Below are 17,361 nucleotides of genomic sequence, written 5' to 3' on the forward strand. Positions count from 1 at the left end.
ATGGCAAAGTTAAAATTGAAAGGAAAGGATCTGAGAGCAATTGGATATCCGGAAGGACCGGTGATCAGCATTGCTATGAATGTGATGGAACGTAATTATAAGCACCATTCAACCGAACAGGCAATAGACATATTAAAAGAGGTATTGGCTACTCCGGCTGAATATGCGGAGGATGCTATACTGGCGCCCGTGGCGCAACAATTATTGCCGAAGCCGGTTCCGGAAGGGACAGAGATATCACTGAATACAACCGGTATACAGTTCAATGTGTTCGGAGGAGAGTTTATCGAACCCGGGGCCATGAACCAGATGTACCAGGCGGCAAAACTGCCCGTATCGGTAGCAGGCGCTTTAATGCCCGATGCCCATGCTGGCTATGGTTTGCCAATAGGGGTGTACTGGCTACAGAAAATGCTGTGATCCCTTACGGAGTAGGTGTCGATATAGGGTGCCGGATGTGTTTATCCATATTCGATATTGATCCGAAAGAACTGACACAGCGTGAACACTATTTCACCCGTGAATTGAATGAAGCCACCTTGTTTGGTGGTGGTCGCCAGTTTGAATATTCCACAGAGCATCCGGTCATTGACCGTCTGGAATTTGGTGAACTGCCTTTGCTGAAAGCTTTACAGGGAAAAGCAGCCAAACAATTGGGTTCTTCCGGTTCAGGCAACCACTTCGCAGAATTCGGGATCGTGGAGATCAAAGAAAAGGATGCTCAATTGGGTGTCCAAGCAGGAACTTACCTGGGATTGTTGACACACTCGGGTTCCAGGGCGTTGGGTGCCAATATTGCCAACCACTATACCAAAGTGGCCAAACAAAAAAGGCGTCTGCCGGGTGAGGCCAATAACCTGGCCTGGCTAACAATGGACGAACAGGAAGGGGTTGAATACTGGATGGCCATGAACCTGGCGGGCGATTACGCAAGCGCTTGTCATCATGTGATCCATGCCAAAATTGCTAAACAGCTGGGAAGACAGCCATTGAAAATGGTGGAGAACCATCACAACTTCGCCTGGCGGGAGCTGTATGAAGGCCGGGAAGTGATTGTTCACCGGAAAGGAGCTACCCCGGCAGGAAAAGATGTGTTGGGGATCATTCCAGGGTCCATGACGGCGCCCGGCTTTATCGTGAAAGGGAAAGGTGAATTGGCAGCTATCAATTCAGCATCGCATGGTGCAGGTCGAAAAATGAGTAGAAATGCTGCTTTAAATGCAATAACCAAACATGCTTTACAGGAAATGCTGACAAAGCATGGTGTGAAGCTGATCGGTGGTGGGCTGGATGAAGCACCACATGCCTATAAGGATATTTTTACTGTGATGAACGCACAGCAGAACCTGGTAGATACTGTGGGGACATTCTATCCTAAGATCGTGAAGATGGATGGTACGGCACCGAAGCCTTGGATGAAAAAGGCAATGAAGTCATGGGAGAGTAGCTGATTGCCGGCGGCTATACCAGTGAATCGAAAATATAATATAAGGGTGATTCCTCCAATACTTTTCGAAGAGTCCCTTCATCAGTAGATTCCCATTTGATAAGCCGGATGAAGCCATCCGCTATTTCAATGCCTGTAATATCCCCATCACTGAAACAACAACATCCGGTGTTAAAATAACTGGGATGCGCCATGGTTTTGACAAGTTTCTTACCGGCGTATTCCAGTTTTCTTTTTCCAAATCCTCCGCAATTGATTTGGCCAGCATTTCATCCCCTGTCCCAATCGCCTTTTCCAACTGCTTGCTAAGCCTGTCTATATGATCCAGGGAGGCAAAAACAGGCTTATGCGTATGTCCCGAAACAAATAAGAGATTCTTTTGCGTTGCACTCCATTCATACATCATAATATTGTGTCGATCCACCAGCTCAAATGAGTCTGCAGTAGTATTGATACTAATCTCCAGCAATCGCTGGATGGGTGTCCAGATTGCGGCAACTACCCATTTGCTCAACGGATTACCGTCGCTTTTTTATCCCCCCTGGTGTCCATGTGTAAGGAATACAGCATATTCCTGTTGATTGTATTTCGTGTTTAACAAGATACCCTCATATACTTTAAGTCGATCACCGAAGATCGGCTTCAGGTATTGATTCTGTTGTATGAGGTAGTTCCATTCAAGATCATGATTGCCAAATATACGGTAGTACCGGCCTTCCTGCAGAAATCTTGCCTCTTCAAGCAAAGTGAGGCGGTTCTTTTCTATTACGGCCTTGGGAGTGTTCTCCCACAGTTCTTCACAATCTCAATATTGATGAATGTAAAACCATGATCATAATAATGTTGAAGGGCCTTCCGGTAGTTGGCTTCGGCCGGAGCGAAATCATCAGCTGGATCTTTACACCCTTTATGCTGGTCGGAGAGTATTATAAACTTAGCAGTATCAATATCGAATGGCAGTACCATGCCATTGTTTCCCTTCCCTTTTACAATGTCTTCTTGCAATTTGGTTAACGAAGAGAATACAGCCCCTTTATCGGGGAGGATGATACCTTTTCTGCCAGCCAGGCTACTGGCCTCCTAAATAGCCATTGAAGGAGCTTTTTCATAACATAAGTTATTGAAATTATATGAGTACTGCTACCATTATACCAAGAGTAAAAGCTATCTGATAGCTCCATATTGGAAAATTGACTACTTTTAAACAAGACTCCCCCTTCATTTTGAATTTCTGCTAATAATTCATCTTACCATGAAAATAACCTATGCAGCTCCCACTACTTCCCTGCGACGTTGGTTTTGGTGGTTGCTCCTGATGAATATATTATTTATTGTTTGTGCAGATATCTATCTCCGACCACTTACCTATGGCGAATTAGTGCGTTTTGAAGTGGCAAAAGAAACCAATGTGGCAGAGGCCATCCTGAATACATGGAAGCAGTTGGGAAAATTGGATAAGGTAATACAAGGCATTTATATTAATTACCTTTTTATTGGTTTATATACCGCAGGTCTGACAGTAGCCTGTGTGTATTTAGCAAGGTTAACTGGCCATGAAATATTAATCCGAGCAAGTAAGACTGCCTTCTGGTTATTGGCAGGCGCGGCCGTATGCGATATCATTGCAAATATTGCCATGATGCGAAGCTTGCACCAGGCCATTACCCATTGGAGTGTAACACTTGCCTACGATATGGCAGCCGCCCGGTTTTCTGTTCTCATTCTGTGCCTGCTTTTTATCCTGGTTTGCCTGATATTCTGGTTGGGTAATAAGTTCTTTAGTAAGGACAGTATGTCCACATTTTATTAGAAACAATATGTCTTTTAGATGAAAGTTATCCTGCAAAACCTGCAGCCAATAGAAATGGTATTTTTCCTTATACTTTGATGTATATTTTTTTCTTATCAAGGAAATAGACGATCGACCAATAAAACGCAATCATACATAACGCATATAGCAACGATCCGTTCTTCAGGTTATAGGAAATGGGTTTACATACATGTTCGTAAAACCAAGGGAAGGCACTGGTATAAATAGGCTTACCATTCTCGGAAACATGATCCACCCAACGGAACAGACCGAGAAAACGGGGAAGGAAGCCACTTAAAACAAAAATAAAGAGGGGTTCTTGCCAAATACATCAAAGAATTTGCTAAAGCTTCTGGTCAATCCTTTTTGCTCATGTACATGTTTAAATTCGATCAGAAAGATCAGGAAAGAAAGGACAAAGATTGCCAGGCCGGTAGTATACAGCACAAATGAACTGGTCCATATCTTTTTATTAATAGGGAACACCATGTCCCAGGCAAAGCCTGCAAAAATGAGCAAACTACCCGCAACAAAGAGATTCGTAAGCATTTCGTAAGTCTTGCCCTTTTGCTGAATATAATGTCCAACAAAATACCCAAATATAACCTGGACAATGGAAGTAAGCGTACTGGTCAGCCCTTCCGGATCGAATGGAACGCCTTCACCTTTGTACATATGGGCTATTCCGAGAACATTTTTATCGACCTCTGTTCCAAAATATCCTTGCAAACTGAACGGATCAGCAGGGTTGCCTACCAGGCACAGTACCCAATAGCCAAAGAGCAGTAAAACCGATGCAAAAAAGCTCCTCTTATCTTGAAAAAATAAACGATCAGAGAGGCAAAGCAATAGCTGAGCGCTATCCGCTGCAGTACGCCGAGTATGCGTACGCCAGAGGGTGTTTTTCCTTCCACAAAAGGGTCAGCCCACGGCCTGAATGCCAGAACTCCGTCTACCCATCTTACAAAGGGTGCCCAGTTAAGAAATAAGCCGATGGCGAATATTAAGAGGGTCCGCGTAAACACTTTTTTAGAAATACAGCCGTGCCGGCAGCTTCAAGTCGTGGCATCACAAATGACATGGCATTACCTACCGCAAAGAGAAAGAAGGGGAAAACCAGATCGGTAGGAGTACAACCATGCCAGGGAGCATGTTCAAGGGGTGCATAGATATGTCCCCAGCTACCGGGGTTGTTTACCAGGATCATCAGGGCTACGGTAGCGCCCCTGAATACGTCGAGGGAATAGAAGCGTTGGGTCAAAGTGGTGGATTTTGAAACGAAAGATAAGGAACCTGGCTGAAGGTACAAGAACTAACGGACCCATAGGGAATTGCATAATTTAATACGAAATGAAATGTTTCCTTGGTTTTTGGTCTATGGTTTGTAATGGGTGAGCTGCTCAATACCAATTATTGGTTATGTATTACCGCTAATGGATGACTGATACGAGGAGCGTTTAATCTTTATAGTTTCCTAAACCGTATTGAAAAGGATTGCCTGACAAATGATGGAGATCAATCAAACCTTGGGTTGGGTGAGCTACCTATCTCTGGATAGATTAGTTCAAATAGCCATATCTGCCAATATGGGACCAACCTCAATTTGTGACTGAGGAATTGCCATTTTTTATTGAAAAATAATGGTTTAAGTATTTTAATGGTATGATTTTGCACATTGAAAATCTCCTATATTTGCAATCGTCAAAGGAAAAGTTGGCAGTCCAATTGATTTTTGTTGACCTGGAACGAATACCTGTGAAAATATTAATAACACGCATTTTTTACAAAATAATGGAAGGGTGTAAGGAGTACTTCGTTGAAGACTCACTTGTGCCCTTTTCGCATTAAAGAGGCAAAAAGGGACTTGTTTATATTGATAATCAGTTATTTATGTAAAATATATGTGACTGAAGTGGCGAAGCTCTGCCTGATAATAGGACAAGAATTCATCAAAATGAGACTGCAAGACCAAGGTTAAAAAGGTAATAGTTGATCCGTTTTTCCTATGAGTAATGGTATAATAAAAAAATGGTATGCAGTATATACAAAGCCCCGATGGGAAAAAAAGGTGCATACACTCCTGGTGGAGATAGGTGTTGAATGTTATTGTCCATTGAATAAGGTGCATCGTAAATGGAGCGATAGGATCAAAATTGTGGAAGAGCCCTTGTTCAAATCTTACGTATTTGTGCGGGTAAATGAAGAGGAAAAGACACCAGTTCGCATGGTAAGTGGAGTCGTGAATTTCGTATACTGGCAGGGGAAACCTGCTGTAATTAAGGATAAGGAAATACTAGCTATCCGTAAATTCATGAATGATTATGAAGACGTAGAGGTGAAACAATTGGATATTGCTACTGATGCAATAGTAGAAGTAAAACAAGGGTTGTTGATGGGGAAAAAGGCACGGTAAAGCGTGTAATGCGAAAAAAGGTAGAAGTGCTTATTGAAAGTATTGGATTTAGCCTAACTGCTTATATAGATAAGTCAAAAATTGGGGTTATTGAAAAATAGTAGATTTGATAAATACCTTAATATGATCTTCATGCAACGTTTGTCGGGCATTTTGCTCGTGATCTTCGTTATTATATTGGGAAGCTCTTGCGGGAATGTAAAAACCTCCAATATGTACAAGGGGCTTTTGATACCGCTCGGCTAAGTAAAATTCAATTTGCAGAACCAGTTATCCAACGTGGTGATTTATTAGGCATCACACTCTTTAGTGATGATGCTGCTGCAACAGCAGCGGTAATGGCCCAGCCGTTAAATGTAAATGTGGGCGTGGCAAACACTACTAACTCTTCGGGCAATAGCTCTACTTCAACAAATGCGCCAGCATCTTCTACAAGCGCAGGCTTTCTGGTTGACCAACAAGGTAATATCCGCTTGTATAAATTAGGAACTATTCATGCAGAAGGGAAAACCAAAAGGCAATTGGCAGATTCAATGGCGGCCTTATATGTACAAAAAAACCTCTTACTAAATCCCCATGTGGAAATTCAGTTTTTGAATTATAGGGTTACCTTGATTGGCGAGGTTACGAAACCAGGTACTTACATCATACCAACTGATAAGATTAGCATTTTCGAAGCTCTTGGCTTAGCAGGAGATATAACGGTATTTGGAAAGCGTAATAATGTACTGGTGGTGCGGGAAAAAAATGGTGTCCTTGAATTTGGCCAGTTAGACTTGAGCAAGCCTGAAGTCTTTACCTCATCATATTTTTATCTGCAACAAAATGATATGGTAATTGTAGATGTGGCAAAAAAATAAGAGCACTGTTAATGATCAAGCAACTGTACGAAACATTACAGTAGCAGCCAGTATACTATCTACTATCGCGATTTTTATAAACGTCTTCAGACGATAGAAAATTCTTTATGCCAGAAGAAATCATAGAAAAACAGCGTAACAAATTCAGGATAACTCCCCGGGAAGTTATTTTCAAGTATATCTGGTATGTTCCCTGGCTGATTATATCAGTAGGGGTCATGATGGCAGCGGCTTATATTAAATTACGTTATTCTCCATCTTTATATAACGTATCCGGTAAACTGCTGGTGAGTCAACAGAACTATAATAATGGTGGTGAGAAATTTGACGACATCTTTATGATGCAGCGACCCGATAAGATTAATGACGAGATTGAGATAATTAGGGCACGTTCAATGGCTGCTCGGGTAATCAAGTCTTTGGGTTTGCAACGGCAGGTTTTTAATAAAGGCAAAATCCGCTCTTCAATAGTATATGTTCGGGATGTGCCATTTAACTTTGAAGTACTATCAATAGCAGATTCCCTGGTGGGGTTTAGTTTACTGGTGACACTAGAAGGCGATAATGGGTTTATTTTAAATGAGCAACCGAAACGTTATTTTTTTAATCAGGTAGTAGATGCCCAGGGTGTTAGATTTCGCATTACAGGTAACAATGGTAACAGGGCTGCTTTTTCAAGTAATGATTTTGTGATTTCATGGGTCCCGTTAGAGAATATGGCGGCAGGATTGAGTGGCAGTATTGGAGTGAATAGGGTAAATGAAGGTACAAACGTATTGGGAATATCTTATCAAACTGAAAATACAAGGCTCGGAATAGATATTGTGAATCAGTATATGCGAGAGTATCAATTGGGAAGCCTTGAAGATAAACGGGAGATTGCTGCAAAAACCTTGTCGTTTATAGATGAACAATTGGATACCGTTTTCCGTCGACTCTCAAGGGTGGAAACAAACCTGCAACAATTCAAGGAAAATAAAAGGATTTTTAACCCTGAGACACAGACCGATCTAATTCTCAATCAATTAAAGGATAATAATAAGGAATTGTCATCACAGGAAGTACAAATGTATGTGATTGACTATCTCATTAATTACTTATCCGATGGCCGCAATGAGCGTAATATCATTAGCGCCTCAATGTTAGGTGTCGAAGAACCTACGTTGCTGCAACAGGTAACTGAATTTAACAAATTGCAGTTGCAAAGGGAAACTTCTAAAAATATTCCTTCAGGTAACCCGGTGGCAATAAGCATAGATGCTAATATTGCACGGTTGCGTAGCGACATGATAGAGAATCTTGGTAACATTCGACATGCCCACGAGCTTGCTTTGAATGAATTAAAAAATAAGAACAAGGAAGTAATTGCGCAGATAGGCTCTATGCCATCCCGAGAAAAGCAGCTGGTAGAGGTAACCCGTCAACAAAATATACTACAGGAGTTATATTCCTATTTATTGCAGAAAAAACTTGAAACAGCAATTGCATCCGCTTCAACTATCTCTAACATTAAGGTAGTTGAAAGCGCCATGTCCTCGGGCGCGCCTATCAGTCCCAATAGAAAGGGGCTGTACATCATAGCGCTTTTTATTGGTATTGCTCTACCTGTCGGAATTGTATTCCTGCTGGAATATTTAAATGATAAGGTTAGCAGTAAAAACGAAGTTGAGCAAATGACTTCTGCCCCAATTTTGGGTGAGGTAGGTCATGCAGGAAAAGCAGGAACCCTGGTAGTGACCCGTAATAACCGGAAGTTTTTGGCAGAACAATTCAGGATTATTCGTTCAAATCTCCAATACATCCTTCCTAAGGTTGAAAAACCTGTGATCTTGGTAACATCTTCCTTTAGCGGAGAAGGTAAGTCTTTTATAAGTACCAATCTGGGCTCAGTACTTGCTTTGTCTGGTAAACGCACAGTAATCCTTGAGTTTGATATTCGAAAGCCTAAAATATTAAAGGGACTAGGGTTGAGCGAACGAAAAGGTATTACCAATTACCTGGTAAGTAATATTTCATTGAAAGAGCTGATCCATCCTGTACCGGAAGTGGAAAACCTTTTGTAATTCCTTGTGGTCCGGTGCCTCCCAACCCCGCAGAAATGTTACTTAATGAGCGCATAGAAATATTGTTCCGTGAATTACGCGATGAATTTGATGCTATAATTATTGATACTGCGCCAGTGGGGCTGGTAAGCGATGCCATCACGTTGGGTCGTTTTGCAGATGCTACTACCTACATTGTGAGACATAACTATACATTGAAGAAACAAATTCAACTCATTGACGATATTTACCAACAAAGAAGTTGCCGCATTTGTCCATTGTGATTAATGACATTAATGTTAAAGGCGGCTATGGTGGATATGGTTATGGTGGGTATGGATATGGATACGGATATGGGTATGGGAAAGAGGGCGTCAATTATTTTGAGGGCGGAGATGGTAAAAAGTCAATATGGAAAAGAATATTTGGCCTTTCAGGAAAGAAATAACAACCTTTAAAAATGGCTGCATCAACTGAAGAATTAATTATTGAACCTGGTAGGTCGGAAAAGAACTATTGGAAAGACCTCTGGCGTTACAGAGAGCTTTTTTATATACTGAGTTGGCGAGATATTAAGGTTAGATATAAACAAACGGTAATTGGGGCTGCATGGGGGTGATCAGACCTCTTCTGACGATGATAGTTTTTACATTCGTGTTTGGAAAGATTGCAAACCTGGAAGATAAGAATGTCACCATACCCTATCCTATCATCGTATTTGCAGGGCTACTACCTTGGCAGTTTTTTGCAACAGCGCTTTCTGACGCCAGCAATAGTTTGATTGGAAATTCCAACTTGATATCAAAAGTATATTTCCCTCGCATGATTATTCCGGCTTCCTCTGTAATTACGAGCCTTGTAGATTTTGGTATATCTTTTGGGTTACTCTTAATCATTATGGTTTTTTATCAATATTTGCCACCCTTGCAAATATTATTATTGCCTGTATTTATTCTAATGGCCTTTCTGATTTCAATGGGTGCTGGTTTATATGTTACTGCTTTGAATGTAAAATACCGTGATTTCAGATATGTAATTCCTTTTATTGTGCAATTCGGTATTTACATTACACCGGTTGGTTACACCAGTGCAGTGATTGCAGAGAAATATTCAGAATCGGTAAGGTTTTGGTTTTCGCTGAACCCGATGGTTGGTGTCGTTGATGGCTTTCGTTGGTGCATAGTTGGTGAACCTCTTTATTTACCCGGTTTCTTTTTATCTCTTTGTATGATTGTAATCTTGGGTTTCCTTGGTATTTGGTATTTCCGGAAAACTGAAAAATCATTTGCTGATACTATTTAAATCTTTCTATGGCGGTACCTGTAATTGAAGTTGAACGCCTCTCCAAAAAGTTTATTATTTCTCATGAAACGCAGGAAAGATATACTGCGTTAAGGGATGTTATTAGCAGAAAAGCTAAAAAGTAATTTCCAGGACTAAAACCAATATCATCAAAGAAGAGTTTTTGGCTCTTAATGATATAAATTTTAATATTCAACAAGGCGATAGGGTTGGGATAATTGGCAGGAATGGAGCTGGTAAAAGTACTTTGCTTAAAATTCTTAGCCGTATTACGGAACCTTCTTCCGGACGTATTACTATTCGTGGTCGGGTAGCCAGCTTGTTAGAAGTTGGAACAGGCTTTCATCCGGAACTAACGGGCAGAGAGAATATATTCCTCAATGGCGCTATTTTAGGAATGAATAGGACTGAAATCCGAAGCAAATTTGATGAGATTGTATCTTTTGCAGAGATTGAAAAATTCTTGGATACGCCTGTTAAGCGTTATAGCAGTGGTATGTATGTACGCTTGGCATTCGCAGTGGCGGCACACCTGGAGCCAGAGATATTGGTTGTTGATGAAGTATTGGCGGTTGGAGATGCTCAGTTTCAGAAAAAATGCCTGGGCAAAATGGAAGATGTTAGTAAAAACCAAGGTAGGACTGTGCTGTTCGTCAGTCATAATATGGGCGTAATTGCCAATCTATGCAATAAAGGTTATTTGCTGCAAAACGGGAACCTTGTTTTTACAGGAAAAGCATCTGAAGCTATCAATTTGTACCTTGATAGTGCTGATAAAACTCAAGGATATCAAAATGATAATAACCAGTCAACCAGCTTTAATAAAGTGTTTTTCAATTCGATTGATGGCGGATATAAAAATGAATTTGCACATAATGAGCCAATAAGGATTAGCCTTCGGCTACAAGGGGTAAGCCAACGAAGCATTGATGTTGGAATCGCTGTTTTGGATAAGTTTAAGAGTAAAATATTTACTACAATCAAGAATATTCAAGTTAACCCTGGCGTCAATACTTTTGGCGTGGAATGTGAAATCCCGGATTCCTTTTTGGCTCCCGGAACCTATAGCATAGATGTGGCGCTCTTCAATTCAAAAGTCACAACTTATGAGTATATAAGCGATATTTTACCCTTCAGGGTGATAGATAATGGAACTGAATTGGCTGCATTTGAAAATGCAGACTATGGTAATGTTCTTTGTAATTGCACCTGGACCACCTTAACGCATTAAAAATAAGGGTTGTTTTTTATTAAAAACTAAAGTCGTTATTTGGGGAAGGCAAAACCCTAATATTTCGATAGGTGCTACTACAAGAATTTACAGTTCAGCAGTTGTTGAGGATAGGAATGGTGGGTCTATTAAAATTGGAGAGGGGTGTGAGATATTTGATGGTGCTCTTATATTGAGCTACGGTGGGCATATTCAAATTGGCAACAATTGTAGTATTAATCCTTATGCTGTTATTTATGGACATGGGGGATTAAAAATTGGTAACAATGTACTAATAGCTGGCGGCGTAATGATAATTCCTAACAACCACAACTTTAGCGAGAAAAACAAAACAATCATTGATCAAGGATGTACCGCTAAAGGAATTGTTATTGAAAACGACGTTTGATTGGACATGGCTGTACCATCCTGGATGGCGTGGTTATTCGCGAAGGAACTGTTATTGCGGCTGGAAGTGTAGTTAATCAATCAACGGAACCTTACTCGGTTATTGCAGGTGTTCCGGCTAAAGTGATAAAATACCGTAAATGAAGTCGGTTAAAGAATTTCTCTTTTTATCTAGAAGTTGTGGTTTTTCTATGCCATTTTTTACTTGATGCACAAGGCTCATTTGAAATGGATTAACGCTGGTATTGTGAAATCCTGGAAAAACTCAAAGAGACTTGGTTAAATAAAATTGACGGGGCATTATTCTATTCCGCCAATGAGTCGACAAAAATCGCCCAGAGGGAATATATAAAGGTGAAGCCCAATACAAGTAGCTTAATATACTTAAGACCATATACAAGCGATAAGGACGTTTATCTCCAGGTTTTTGTTAATGAAGACTACAAAAGCGTTATCAGTATCTACGAACAAATATTCAAAGACAAACCTGTTAATATTATTGATTGTGGCAGTAATATTGGACTTACTACGGTATACTTCAAAGAAAAGTACCCTGAAGCCGATTTTTAGCCATTGAGCCGTTTGCTGATAATGTCTCAATGATGAAATTGAACTTTGAAGTGAATAATATAAGTAAGACAGCGATCATTGAAGGTGGTGTTTGGAACAGGAATGAAAAACTATTCCTTAATAGAGATTTCAGAGATGGAAAAGAGTGGTCAATTAGTGTTGGAGCGCCCAACGGTTCTGGGGGAGAAATTCAGGCATTTTCTATTCTGGACATTATTAATCAAAAGGAGATATTGATATATTAAAAATTGATATAGAGGGATCGGAGAAGGAGCTGTTTGCTGATATTGAATATGCGAAAAATTCCTGCTTAAGGTAAAGTGTGTTGCAATTGAGATTCATGATGAATTTAATTGCAGGGAAAATATTTATGAGGCTTTTAGACAAAGTAATTTTTTCTATTTCGACATAAGTGATACGACCATTGCTATCAACAAATCTTATATGTGATCAGGATAGCCTTTTGAGATATGGCAATTATTAGTATAGTAATGCCTTGCTATAATGCAGGGCAGTTCATTGGTAAGTCAATAGAATCGGTTGTTCAGCAAAGCTTCCTGGATTGGGAGTTGGTGATTGTGGATGATGGAAGTACTGACAATAGTAGGGAAATTGCTTTACGCTATGGACAATCCGAAAACGTATTCGCGTTGTGGCTAAGGAAAATGGAGGCTATGTGAGCGCCAGGTTACATGGATTAGGATTTATTTCACCGACTAGTCAATTTTTCCTCTTTTACGATGCTGATGATGTCTTACACCCAGATATGTTGCAGACAATGTATGGCCGTATTATTGTCAACGATCGTGTTGGTGCTATCTATTGTAACCATAAGTTAATTGATAGCAATAATGAGTTGTTGGGAAACCCAAACTATGGAACCAGGGTGGTTCCCACGCTTTTGGATGAAGTCCTTAAGAGAAGATATTCCGTTTACTCCTTTTATTTCTATTTTTTGCTGGGCTACAAGAATGATCGAGCCAATGACGCTAATCAGACGAAAGGCTTATGACTCAAGTTCAGGATGGGATCAGCGATTTGGAAAGGGTAAGGGGAATATAGGTGATGGGGTTTTGTTATTTTCAGAGATTGCACTTACATGGGATGTTATCTATATAGATACCCCTTTATATTTTTATCGAAAGCATGGTGGGCAAATAACTAATTCCACAGAATTAAATCAAAAGGCTGGTGACAAGGTTCTGATGATATGGGAAGAGAAAATTAAAAAGGATAAGAGATTTGAAAAGGATATTCGAGCGGCTATCATTTGTTATAAATATCGACTGTATGCCTTCTTAAAAGTAGGATCTGTGAAGCATACGTTTAGGTACAATCCTATTGCTGCAATAGGGTTGGTCGCCTCAATGGTTTATTATTATTGCCTGTCATTGCAGCTATTGTTCTATAGACAAACAAAAATATTTCAGTATTGATCGCTTGTTTACTGACCCCCAAGCAGCATTGAGTTACTTTCTTTATGGCAGCTTGTCTAAACTAAAGACTGCATGATGCAATTTATTGCCCAAAAAATTAATGGATTTAAAAGAGGTGGAGAAATTACCAGTATGGAATAACCTACTTAAAATCTTCTGGTTTTAGAATACCCGACCTAATAAAGGTTAATGGTGCAAGAAAACGGCTTTTTTCGATAATACACTCTCAACCCCCTTTATTTACGAGTTCTCTCAGATTTGTATTGATGATTGTTATAAGCTGGGCATGATAAAAAGAGAATCCACCACGTAAAAAGCATAGTAGATATAGGAGGTAACCAGGGGCTCTTCTTGTTATCGGCCAGGCAAACGTTTCCAGAAGGGAAGATATGCTGCTATGAGCCTAACTATAATTTAAGAAAGTATTTGGATAATAATACTGAAGCTTTAAATGCTGTCTGTTATTATGAGGCTGTGACAAGAAAGAACTGCATGGTTACTCTAAACTTCACTGAGAATGATTTAGAGACAGTGACTAAGGTATCGGAGGAAGGAAATGTTAGAGGTACTGCTTTTACAGAGGTAATTAAGCGAAGTGGAGGGCAAATTGATGTCTTGAAAATGGACTGCGAAGGCGCTGAATGGGATTTACTGGAAGAAAAAGAGCTCTTCAAAATGGTAAGAAGTATTACTATGGAGTATCATTTGTGGGCAAAACCTGGTATGACTCTAGGTCTATTGATCAAAGCTATTGAAGAAATGGGATTTGAGGTTATTTTTACTTCTGAGATATCTTATACTTTCGGATTGCTGGTTGCTGTGAAGCCGTAAGATCATGAAGAATATATTGATTGTTATACCTTATTTCGAATTGTATCCTCCAATGAACGGGGGATGCTACGATGTTTTCATTTACTTTGTCAGCTTTCCAGGTATTTTAAAGTAACAGCCATTGTGCATCAAGGAAAACCAGAACTGACGACTGCATTTAGCCAGTTCCCTGAATTGAAGGAATGCGAAATCATTTCTACTAAGAATTTTCCTGAACCCAAAGATGTGTTCTCTTTGCTGCCAGATAACATGAAAAATAGTTTCCGTTATCGATATTGGAAAAGGTCTTTGAAGGGTCCTGCGGATAGTAGTTTCTTATTGTATTATCCTGTTTTGACTTTTGCTTTAAAGCGAAAAAAATATGATTTTGTAGTGCTTGAAAACTTGAGCACACTAAATGCCATACCTGTGATTCGTAAGCTAAGCAAAACTGCACTAATTATTTATGATGCACATAACGTCGATAGTCGATTAGTAGAAATACCTCTTAACGGTCACAGTATCGCTTCCAACGACCATATTGAGAAAGTCGAATCTTCTCTTCATAAGCAGATAGATGCCTTAATGGCTTGTAGTGATATTGACTTGCAGGTGTTTGCTAAATTGAATGGCGGTCGCTTAAAAGGAGTAGTTGTTCCCAATGGAATCGAGCTTCGGCCTATGCTTCCTGCTCATTCCAATGATCAACAGCATCAATTAATTTTTGTGGATCATTGATTATGGACCGAATCGGGAAGGGCTTTTATGGTTTTGTACAAAAGTTCTGCCTAATCTTGTGAAAATTAATTCTTTGATTAGGCTCATTGTGATTGGGAAAGGTGAGCCTGGAGTTGAATTACGAAACGCTCTCGACGCATCATATATTAACTATCACGGAAAGGTAAAGGATGTAGATCAATATTATCAACAGGCTAATGTGGCGGTAGTGCCCTTATTTACAGGAAGTGGTACCCGCTTAAAGGTGCTCGAAGCTATGAGCAGACAAGTGCCAGTGATATCCACTACTAAAGGCGCAGAAGGTATAGATTATACTGCTGAAAGTGACATTCTTATTGCTGATGAAGCAGAGCTTTTCGGAAAAAAAAATAATTGAACTGATACAAGATAAAGAAAGAATCAGGACTATTGCATTAAATGGCTATCAATTAGTTAAGGCTCGTTATGATTGGAATGTGATAGGGCGTAATTTGGCGGATGTGTTCAATAGAAACTTCAATTAAGACAGGAATGGCAATTGGAAAGTTGGGGTTCATTAAAGAGCTGGATACGTTTAGGTTTATTGCAGTCGTTTTAGTAATTGTTTCACATTGGGTTCCCGATAGCGTGATGAACAAGCTACCCAATGGGTTTATGGGCGTTACATTTTTCTTCGGATTGAGCGGATTCCTTATCAGTCATAATTTGTTAGTGGTCCGCAAGCAAATTGATGAGGAACATAAATCAACACCCCGCAAGGCTTTAATTAATTTTTACCTGCGTAGGACATTGAGGATTTTCCCTCTTTACTACCTTGTAATTATTTTACTTTATGTAGCTAATAAGAATATTTTTGATGGAAACACTATTTGGTTTGTAACTTATAGTAGTAACATCTTATTCTTTATCAAGCAATCATGGCAAGGAATGTTGTCACATTTTTGGTCTTTGGCAGTCGAGGAGCAATTTTATTTGGTTTGGCCAATCGTAATACTGTTTGTTCCTATTCGCTATATGCTACGTCTCTTTATTATTACCATTGCAAGTAGCATCACCTATAAGCTGATAATGGCTGCCTTTTGTCCAACTCTATTTTACCCTGACCTACTTCCTATTGGGGCATTTGACTCTTTTGGATTGGGTGCAATATTGGCTTACAAATATGTTTATAAGCGAACATTTCGCATATTGGATACTCGGAATTTGCTATGGGCGCTCCCTCTTTTGTAGGAACCCTCCTTCTATATGTCTTTGGATTTACAACCTGGATATTGATTTTTCCATTTATAACCATTTTGGTGATCCATAAAACGGTTAATGGATTCAGTGGAATAGTAGCAACAATATTAAGAAACCCTATTACAGTATATTTAGGTAAGATTAGTTACGGCCTGTATGTTTACCACAATTTTATGCCATGGCTGGTGCGTTGCTTTAGGGGTATTGAATCTGCATATCCAATACCTATTCCACCCTTGTTAAAAGACTTTGGCTCAAATACCTTAGCAACCTTAAGCCTCCAATTTTTGTTGCTAATTGGTATATCCTCGCTGTCATGGTATTATTTTGAAAGGCCTTTAAACAAACTCAAAGTATACTTTGAATCATAAGAGGAATGAAATTATATACAATGAAAAGGATTCTGCAGATATTAAAAGCCTAGAGTTGGTTAACTATTGAATTGTATGAGTGAGCAACCATTAGTAAGCATTTTAATGACATCCTACAATCGGCAGCAATATATAGGAGAGGCGATTAAGAGTGTATTAGAGTCAACGTATAAAAATTTCGAACTAATAGTTGTAGACGACTGCTCAAAAGATAAAACGGTCGAATTAGCCAAACATTATGAAGCTCATGATGCCAGGGTGAAAGTATATGTAAACGAACAAAATTTGGGTGATTACCCAAATCGAAATAAAGCAGCCAGTTATGCATCAGGAAAATATTTAAAATATGTTGATGCAGATGATACCCTTTATCCCTGGGGGGATAGAGTTGCTGGTATTAATGATGGAACGGTTTCCCGAAGCTGGCTGGGGATTATGTTCTTTAGACCAATATATTAAAGCCCCATTTCCAATTCTGCTTACTCCTAAGGAAGCCTACGTATATCATTATAAAGGGGCTGGTTTATTTCATAAAGCACCATTATCTTCCATTATTAAACGCGAAGTATTCAATGCCGCTGGAGGTTTTTTTCAATTAGAATGGCAGGCGACTACGAAATGTGGCATAGATTGGCGCAAAAATATAGTGTAGTATTGATGCCGCAAGGGTTGGTGTGGTATAGAGAACATAGTGAACAGGAAATGAATTCTTATTACGCGTACCAA

At 39.6% G+C, this 17,361-nt stretch carries 24 protein-coding genes and 1 pseudogene; 21 read left to right on the forward strand and 4 right to left on the reverse strand.

Annotated features, from left to right (window positions below; genetic code table 11):
• Positions 1–420: a hypothetical protein gene (locus tag RS881_RS03575; RefSeq protein ID WP_315819824.1), complete on the forward strand. Its 420-nt coding sequence runs from the start codon at positions 1–3 to the stop codon at positions 418–420.
• Positions 417–1,451: an RtcB family protein gene (locus tag RS881_RS03580; RefSeq protein WP_315819825.1), complete on the forward strand. Its 1,035-nt coding sequence runs from the start codon at positions 417–419 to the stop codon at positions 1,449–1,451. Before RS881_RS03575 ends, RS881_RS03580 begins: the two co-directional genes overlap by 4 nt.
• Before the next feature lie 117 nt (positions 1,452–1,568).
• On the opposite strand, the gene RS881_RS03585 is transcribed toward RS881_RS03580, so the two are convergent.
• Together RS881_RS03585 and RS881_RS03590 are read right to left on the reverse strand one after the other, a co-directional pair.
• Entirely contained in the window at positions 1,569–1,961 is a 393-nt protein-coding gene (locus tag RS881_RS03585; RefSeq protein WP_315819826.1) for a hypothetical protein, read from the reverse strand.
• 251 nt (positions 1,962–2,212) lie between these two features.
• Positions 2,213–2,452 (reverse strand): hypothetical protein, encoded by a 240-nt coding sequence (locus tag RS881_RS03590; protein WP_315819827.1) that lies wholly within the window; start codon positions 2,450–2,452, stop codon positions 2,213–2,215.
• A 247-nt stretch (positions 2,453–2,699) separates the two neighbouring features.
• Here RS881_RS03590 and RS881_RS03595 point away from each other — a divergent pair, with 247 nt between their 5' ends.
• Entirely contained in the window at positions 2,700–3,257 is a 558-nt protein-coding gene (locus RS881_RS03595; protein WP_315819828.1) for a hypothetical protein, read from the forward strand.
• Between the two features lie 294 nt (positions 3,258–3,551).
• Here the strand turns inward: RS881_RS03595 and RS881_RS03600 are convergent, their stop codons facing one another.
• Complete coding sequence (locus RS881_RS03600) at positions 3,552–3,932, reverse strand: hypothetical protein (protein WP_315819829.1); 381 nt, start codon at positions 3,930–3,932, stop codon at positions 3,552–3,554.
• 328 nt (positions 3,933–4,260) lie between these two features.
• Positions 4,261–4,518 (reverse strand): DUF5009 domain-containing protein, encoded by a 258-nt coding sequence (locus RS881_RS03605; protein WP_315819830.1) that lies wholly within the window; start codon positions 4,516–4,518, stop codon positions 4,261–4,263.
• Positions 4,519–5,325: 807 nt separating this feature from the next.
• On the opposite strand from RS881_RS03605, the gene RS881_RS03610 reads away from it, so the two are divergent.
• The 18 genes and pseudogenes from RS881_RS03610 to RS881_RS03680 all read left to right on the forward strand — a co-directional run bounded on the left by RS881_RS03610 (position 5,326) and on the right by RS881_RS03680 (position 17,094).
• A complete protein-coding gene (locus RS881_RS03610; protein WP_315819831.1) occupies positions 5,326–5,670 on the forward strand; it encodes a transcription termination/antitermination NusG family protein in 345 nt (114 codons plus the stop codon).
• Positions 5,671–5,858: 188 nt separating this feature from the next.
• Complete coding sequence (locus RS881_RS03615) at positions 5,859–6,530, forward strand: polysaccharide biosynthesis/export family protein (RefSeq protein WP_315819832.1); 672 nt, start codon at positions 5,859–5,861, stop codon at positions 6,528–6,530.
• A gap of 107 nt (positions 6,531–6,637) precedes the next feature.
• Positions 6,638–8,593 carry a GumC family protein gene (locus RS881_RS03620; RefSeq protein ID WP_315819833.1) on the forward strand — a complete coding sequence of 652 codons (1,956 nt, stop codon included), beginning with the start codon at positions 6,638–6,640 and terminating at the stop codon, positions 8,591–8,593.
• A 35-nt stretch (positions 8,594–8,628) separates the two neighbouring features.
• The gene (locus RS881_RS03625; protein WP_315819834.1) at positions 8,629–8,856 is read left to right on the forward strand and encodes a hypothetical protein; all 228 of its coding nucleotides are present in this window, start codon (positions 8,629–8,631) and stop codon (positions 8,854–8,856) included.
• On the forward strand, positions 8,844–9,020 hold the full coding sequence (locus RS881_RS03630; RefSeq protein ID WP_315819835.1) for a hypothetical protein: 177 nt from the start codon (positions 8,844–8,846) through the stop codon (positions 9,018–9,020). The genes RS881_RS03625 and RS881_RS03630 overlap by 13 nt, the downstream gene beginning before the upstream one ends.
• A gap of 161 nt (positions 9,021–9,181) precedes the next feature.
• Positions 9,182–9,874: an ABC transporter permease gene (locus RS881_RS03635; RefSeq protein ID WP_315819836.1), complete on the forward strand. Its 693-nt coding sequence runs from the start codon at positions 9,182–9,184 to the stop codon at positions 9,872–9,874.
• Between the two features lie 163 nt (positions 9,875–10,037).
• On the forward strand, positions 10,038–11,105 hold the full coding sequence (locus RS881_RS03640; RefSeq protein ID WP_315819837.1) for an ABC transporter ATP-binding protein: 1,068 nt from the start codon (positions 10,038–10,040) through the stop codon (positions 11,103–11,105).
• A 417-nt stretch (positions 11,106–11,522) separates the two neighbouring features.
• Positions 11,523–11,636 (forward strand): LbetaH domain-containing protein, encoded by a 114-nt coding sequence (locus tag RS881_RS58965; RefSeq protein WP_350340372.1) that lies wholly within the window; start codon positions 11,523–11,525, stop codon positions 11,634–11,636.
• A gap of 455 nt (positions 11,637–12,091) precedes the next feature.
• Positions 12,092–12,307, forward strand: coding sequence for a hypothetical protein (locus tag RS881_RS03645; RefSeq protein ID WP_315819838.1), 216 nt, complete (start codon positions 12,092–12,094; stop codon positions 12,305–12,307).
• A gap of 2 nt (positions 12,308–12,309) precedes the next feature.
• Positions 12,310–12,381, forward strand: coding sequence for a hypothetical protein (locus RS881_RS58970; RefSeq protein ID WP_350340373.1), 72 nt, complete (start codon positions 12,310–12,312; stop codon positions 12,379–12,381).
• Between the two features lie 172 nt (positions 12,382–12,553).
• Positions 12,554–12,742 (forward strand): glycosyltransferase family 2 protein, encoded by a 189-nt coding sequence (locus RS881_RS03650; protein WP_315819839.1) that lies wholly within the window; start codon positions 12,554–12,556, stop codon positions 12,740–12,742.
• Positions 12,739–12,864 (forward strand): annotated as a pseudogene (locus RS881_RS58975) (glycosyltransferase family A protein); the annotation flags it as partial. The gene RS881_RS03650 and the pseudogene RS881_RS58975, both read left to right, overlap by 4 nt.
• Positions 12,865–12,937: 73 nt before the next feature.
• The gene (locus RS881_RS03655) at positions 12,938–13,498 is read left to right on the forward strand and encodes a hypothetical protein (protein WP_315819840.1); all 561 of its coding nucleotides are present in this window, start codon (positions 12,938–12,940) and stop codon (positions 13,496–13,498) included.
• 351 nt (positions 13,499–13,849) lie between these two features.
• Complete coding sequence (locus RS881_RS03660; protein ID WP_315819841.1) at positions 13,850–14,329, forward strand: FkbM family methyltransferase; 480 nt, start codon at positions 13,850–13,852, stop codon at positions 14,327–14,329.
• 123 nt (positions 14,330–14,452) lie between these two features.
• The gene (locus tag RS881_RS03665; RefSeq protein ID WP_315819842.1) at positions 14,453–15,046 is read left to right on the forward strand and encodes a hypothetical protein; all 594 of its coding nucleotides are present in this window, start codon (positions 14,453–14,455) and stop codon (positions 15,044–15,046) included.
• Positions 15,033–15,422, forward strand: a complete 390-nt coding sequence (locus tag RS881_RS03670) for a glycosyltransferase family 4 protein (RefSeq protein WP_315819843.1) — start codon at positions 15,033–15,035, stop codon at positions 15,420–15,422. Before RS881_RS03665 ends, RS881_RS03670 begins: the two co-directional genes overlap by 14 nt.
• Positions 15,423–15,556: 134 nt before the next feature.
• Positions 15,557–16,255 (forward strand): acyltransferase family protein, encoded by a 699-nt coding sequence (locus RS881_RS03675; protein WP_315819844.1) that lies wholly within the window; start codon positions 15,557–15,559, stop codon positions 16,253–16,255.
• Positions 16,256–16,710: 455 nt separating this feature from the next.
• Entirely contained in the window at positions 16,711–17,094 is a 384-nt protein-coding gene (locus tag RS881_RS03680) for a glycosyltransferase family 2 protein (RefSeq protein WP_315819845.1), read from the forward strand.
• Positions 17,095–17,361: the final 267 nt, after the last annotated feature.

It is taken from the genome of Paraflavitalea speifideaquila, from assembly GCF_032395985.1.
Classification (GTDB): Bacteria; Bacteroidota; Bacteroidia; order Chitinophagales; family Chitinophagaceae; genus Paraflavitalea; species Paraflavitalea speifideaquila.

Excerpts from the sequence above, each read along its gene's own strand:
- RS881_RS03675 (WP_315819844.1), top strand. The coding sequence starts at position 15,557 with ATGGCAATTGGAAAGTTGGGGTTCATTAAAGAGCTGGATACGTTTAGG.
- RS881_RS03600 (WP_315819829.1), bottom strand. The coding sequence starts at position 3,932 with ATGTACAAAGGTGAAGGCGTTCCATTCGATCCGGAAGGGCTGACCAGT.
- RS881_RS03595 (WP_315819828.1), top strand. The coding sequence starts at position 2,700 with ATGAAAATAACCTATGCAGCTCCCACTACTTCCCTGCGACGTTGGTTT.
- RS881_RS03620 (WP_315819833.1), top strand. The coding sequence starts at position 6,638 with ATGCCAGAAGAAATCATAGAAAAACAGCGTAACAAATTCAGGATAACT.
- RS881_RS03680 (WP_315819845.1), top strand. The coding sequence starts at position 16,711 with ATGAGTGAGCAACCATTAGTAAGCATTTTAATGACATCCTACAATCGG.
- RS881_RS03575 (WP_315819824.1), top strand. The coding sequence starts at position 1 with ATGGCAAAGTTAAAATTGAAAGGAAAGGATCTGAGAGCAATTGGATAT.
- RS881_RS03655 (WP_315819840.1), top strand. The coding sequence starts at position 12,938 with ATGGAACCAGGGTGGTTCCCACGCTTTTGGATGAAGTCCTTAAGAGAA.
- RS881_RS03650 (WP_315819839.1), top strand. The coding sequence starts at position 12,554 with ATGCCTTGCTATAATGCAGGGCAGTTCATTGGTAAGTCAATAGAATCG.
- RS881_RS03635 (WP_315819836.1), top strand. The coding sequence starts at position 9,182 with ATGGGGGTGATCAGACCTCTTCTGACGATGATAGTTTTTACATTCGTG.
- RS881_RS03645 (WP_315819838.1), top strand. The coding sequence starts at position 12,092 with ATGATGAAATTGAACTTTGAAGTGAATAATATAAGTAAGACAGCGATC.
- RS881_RS03625 (WP_315819834.1), top strand. The coding sequence starts at position 8,629 with ATGTTACTTAATGAGCGCATAGAAATATTGTTCCGTGAATTACGCGAT.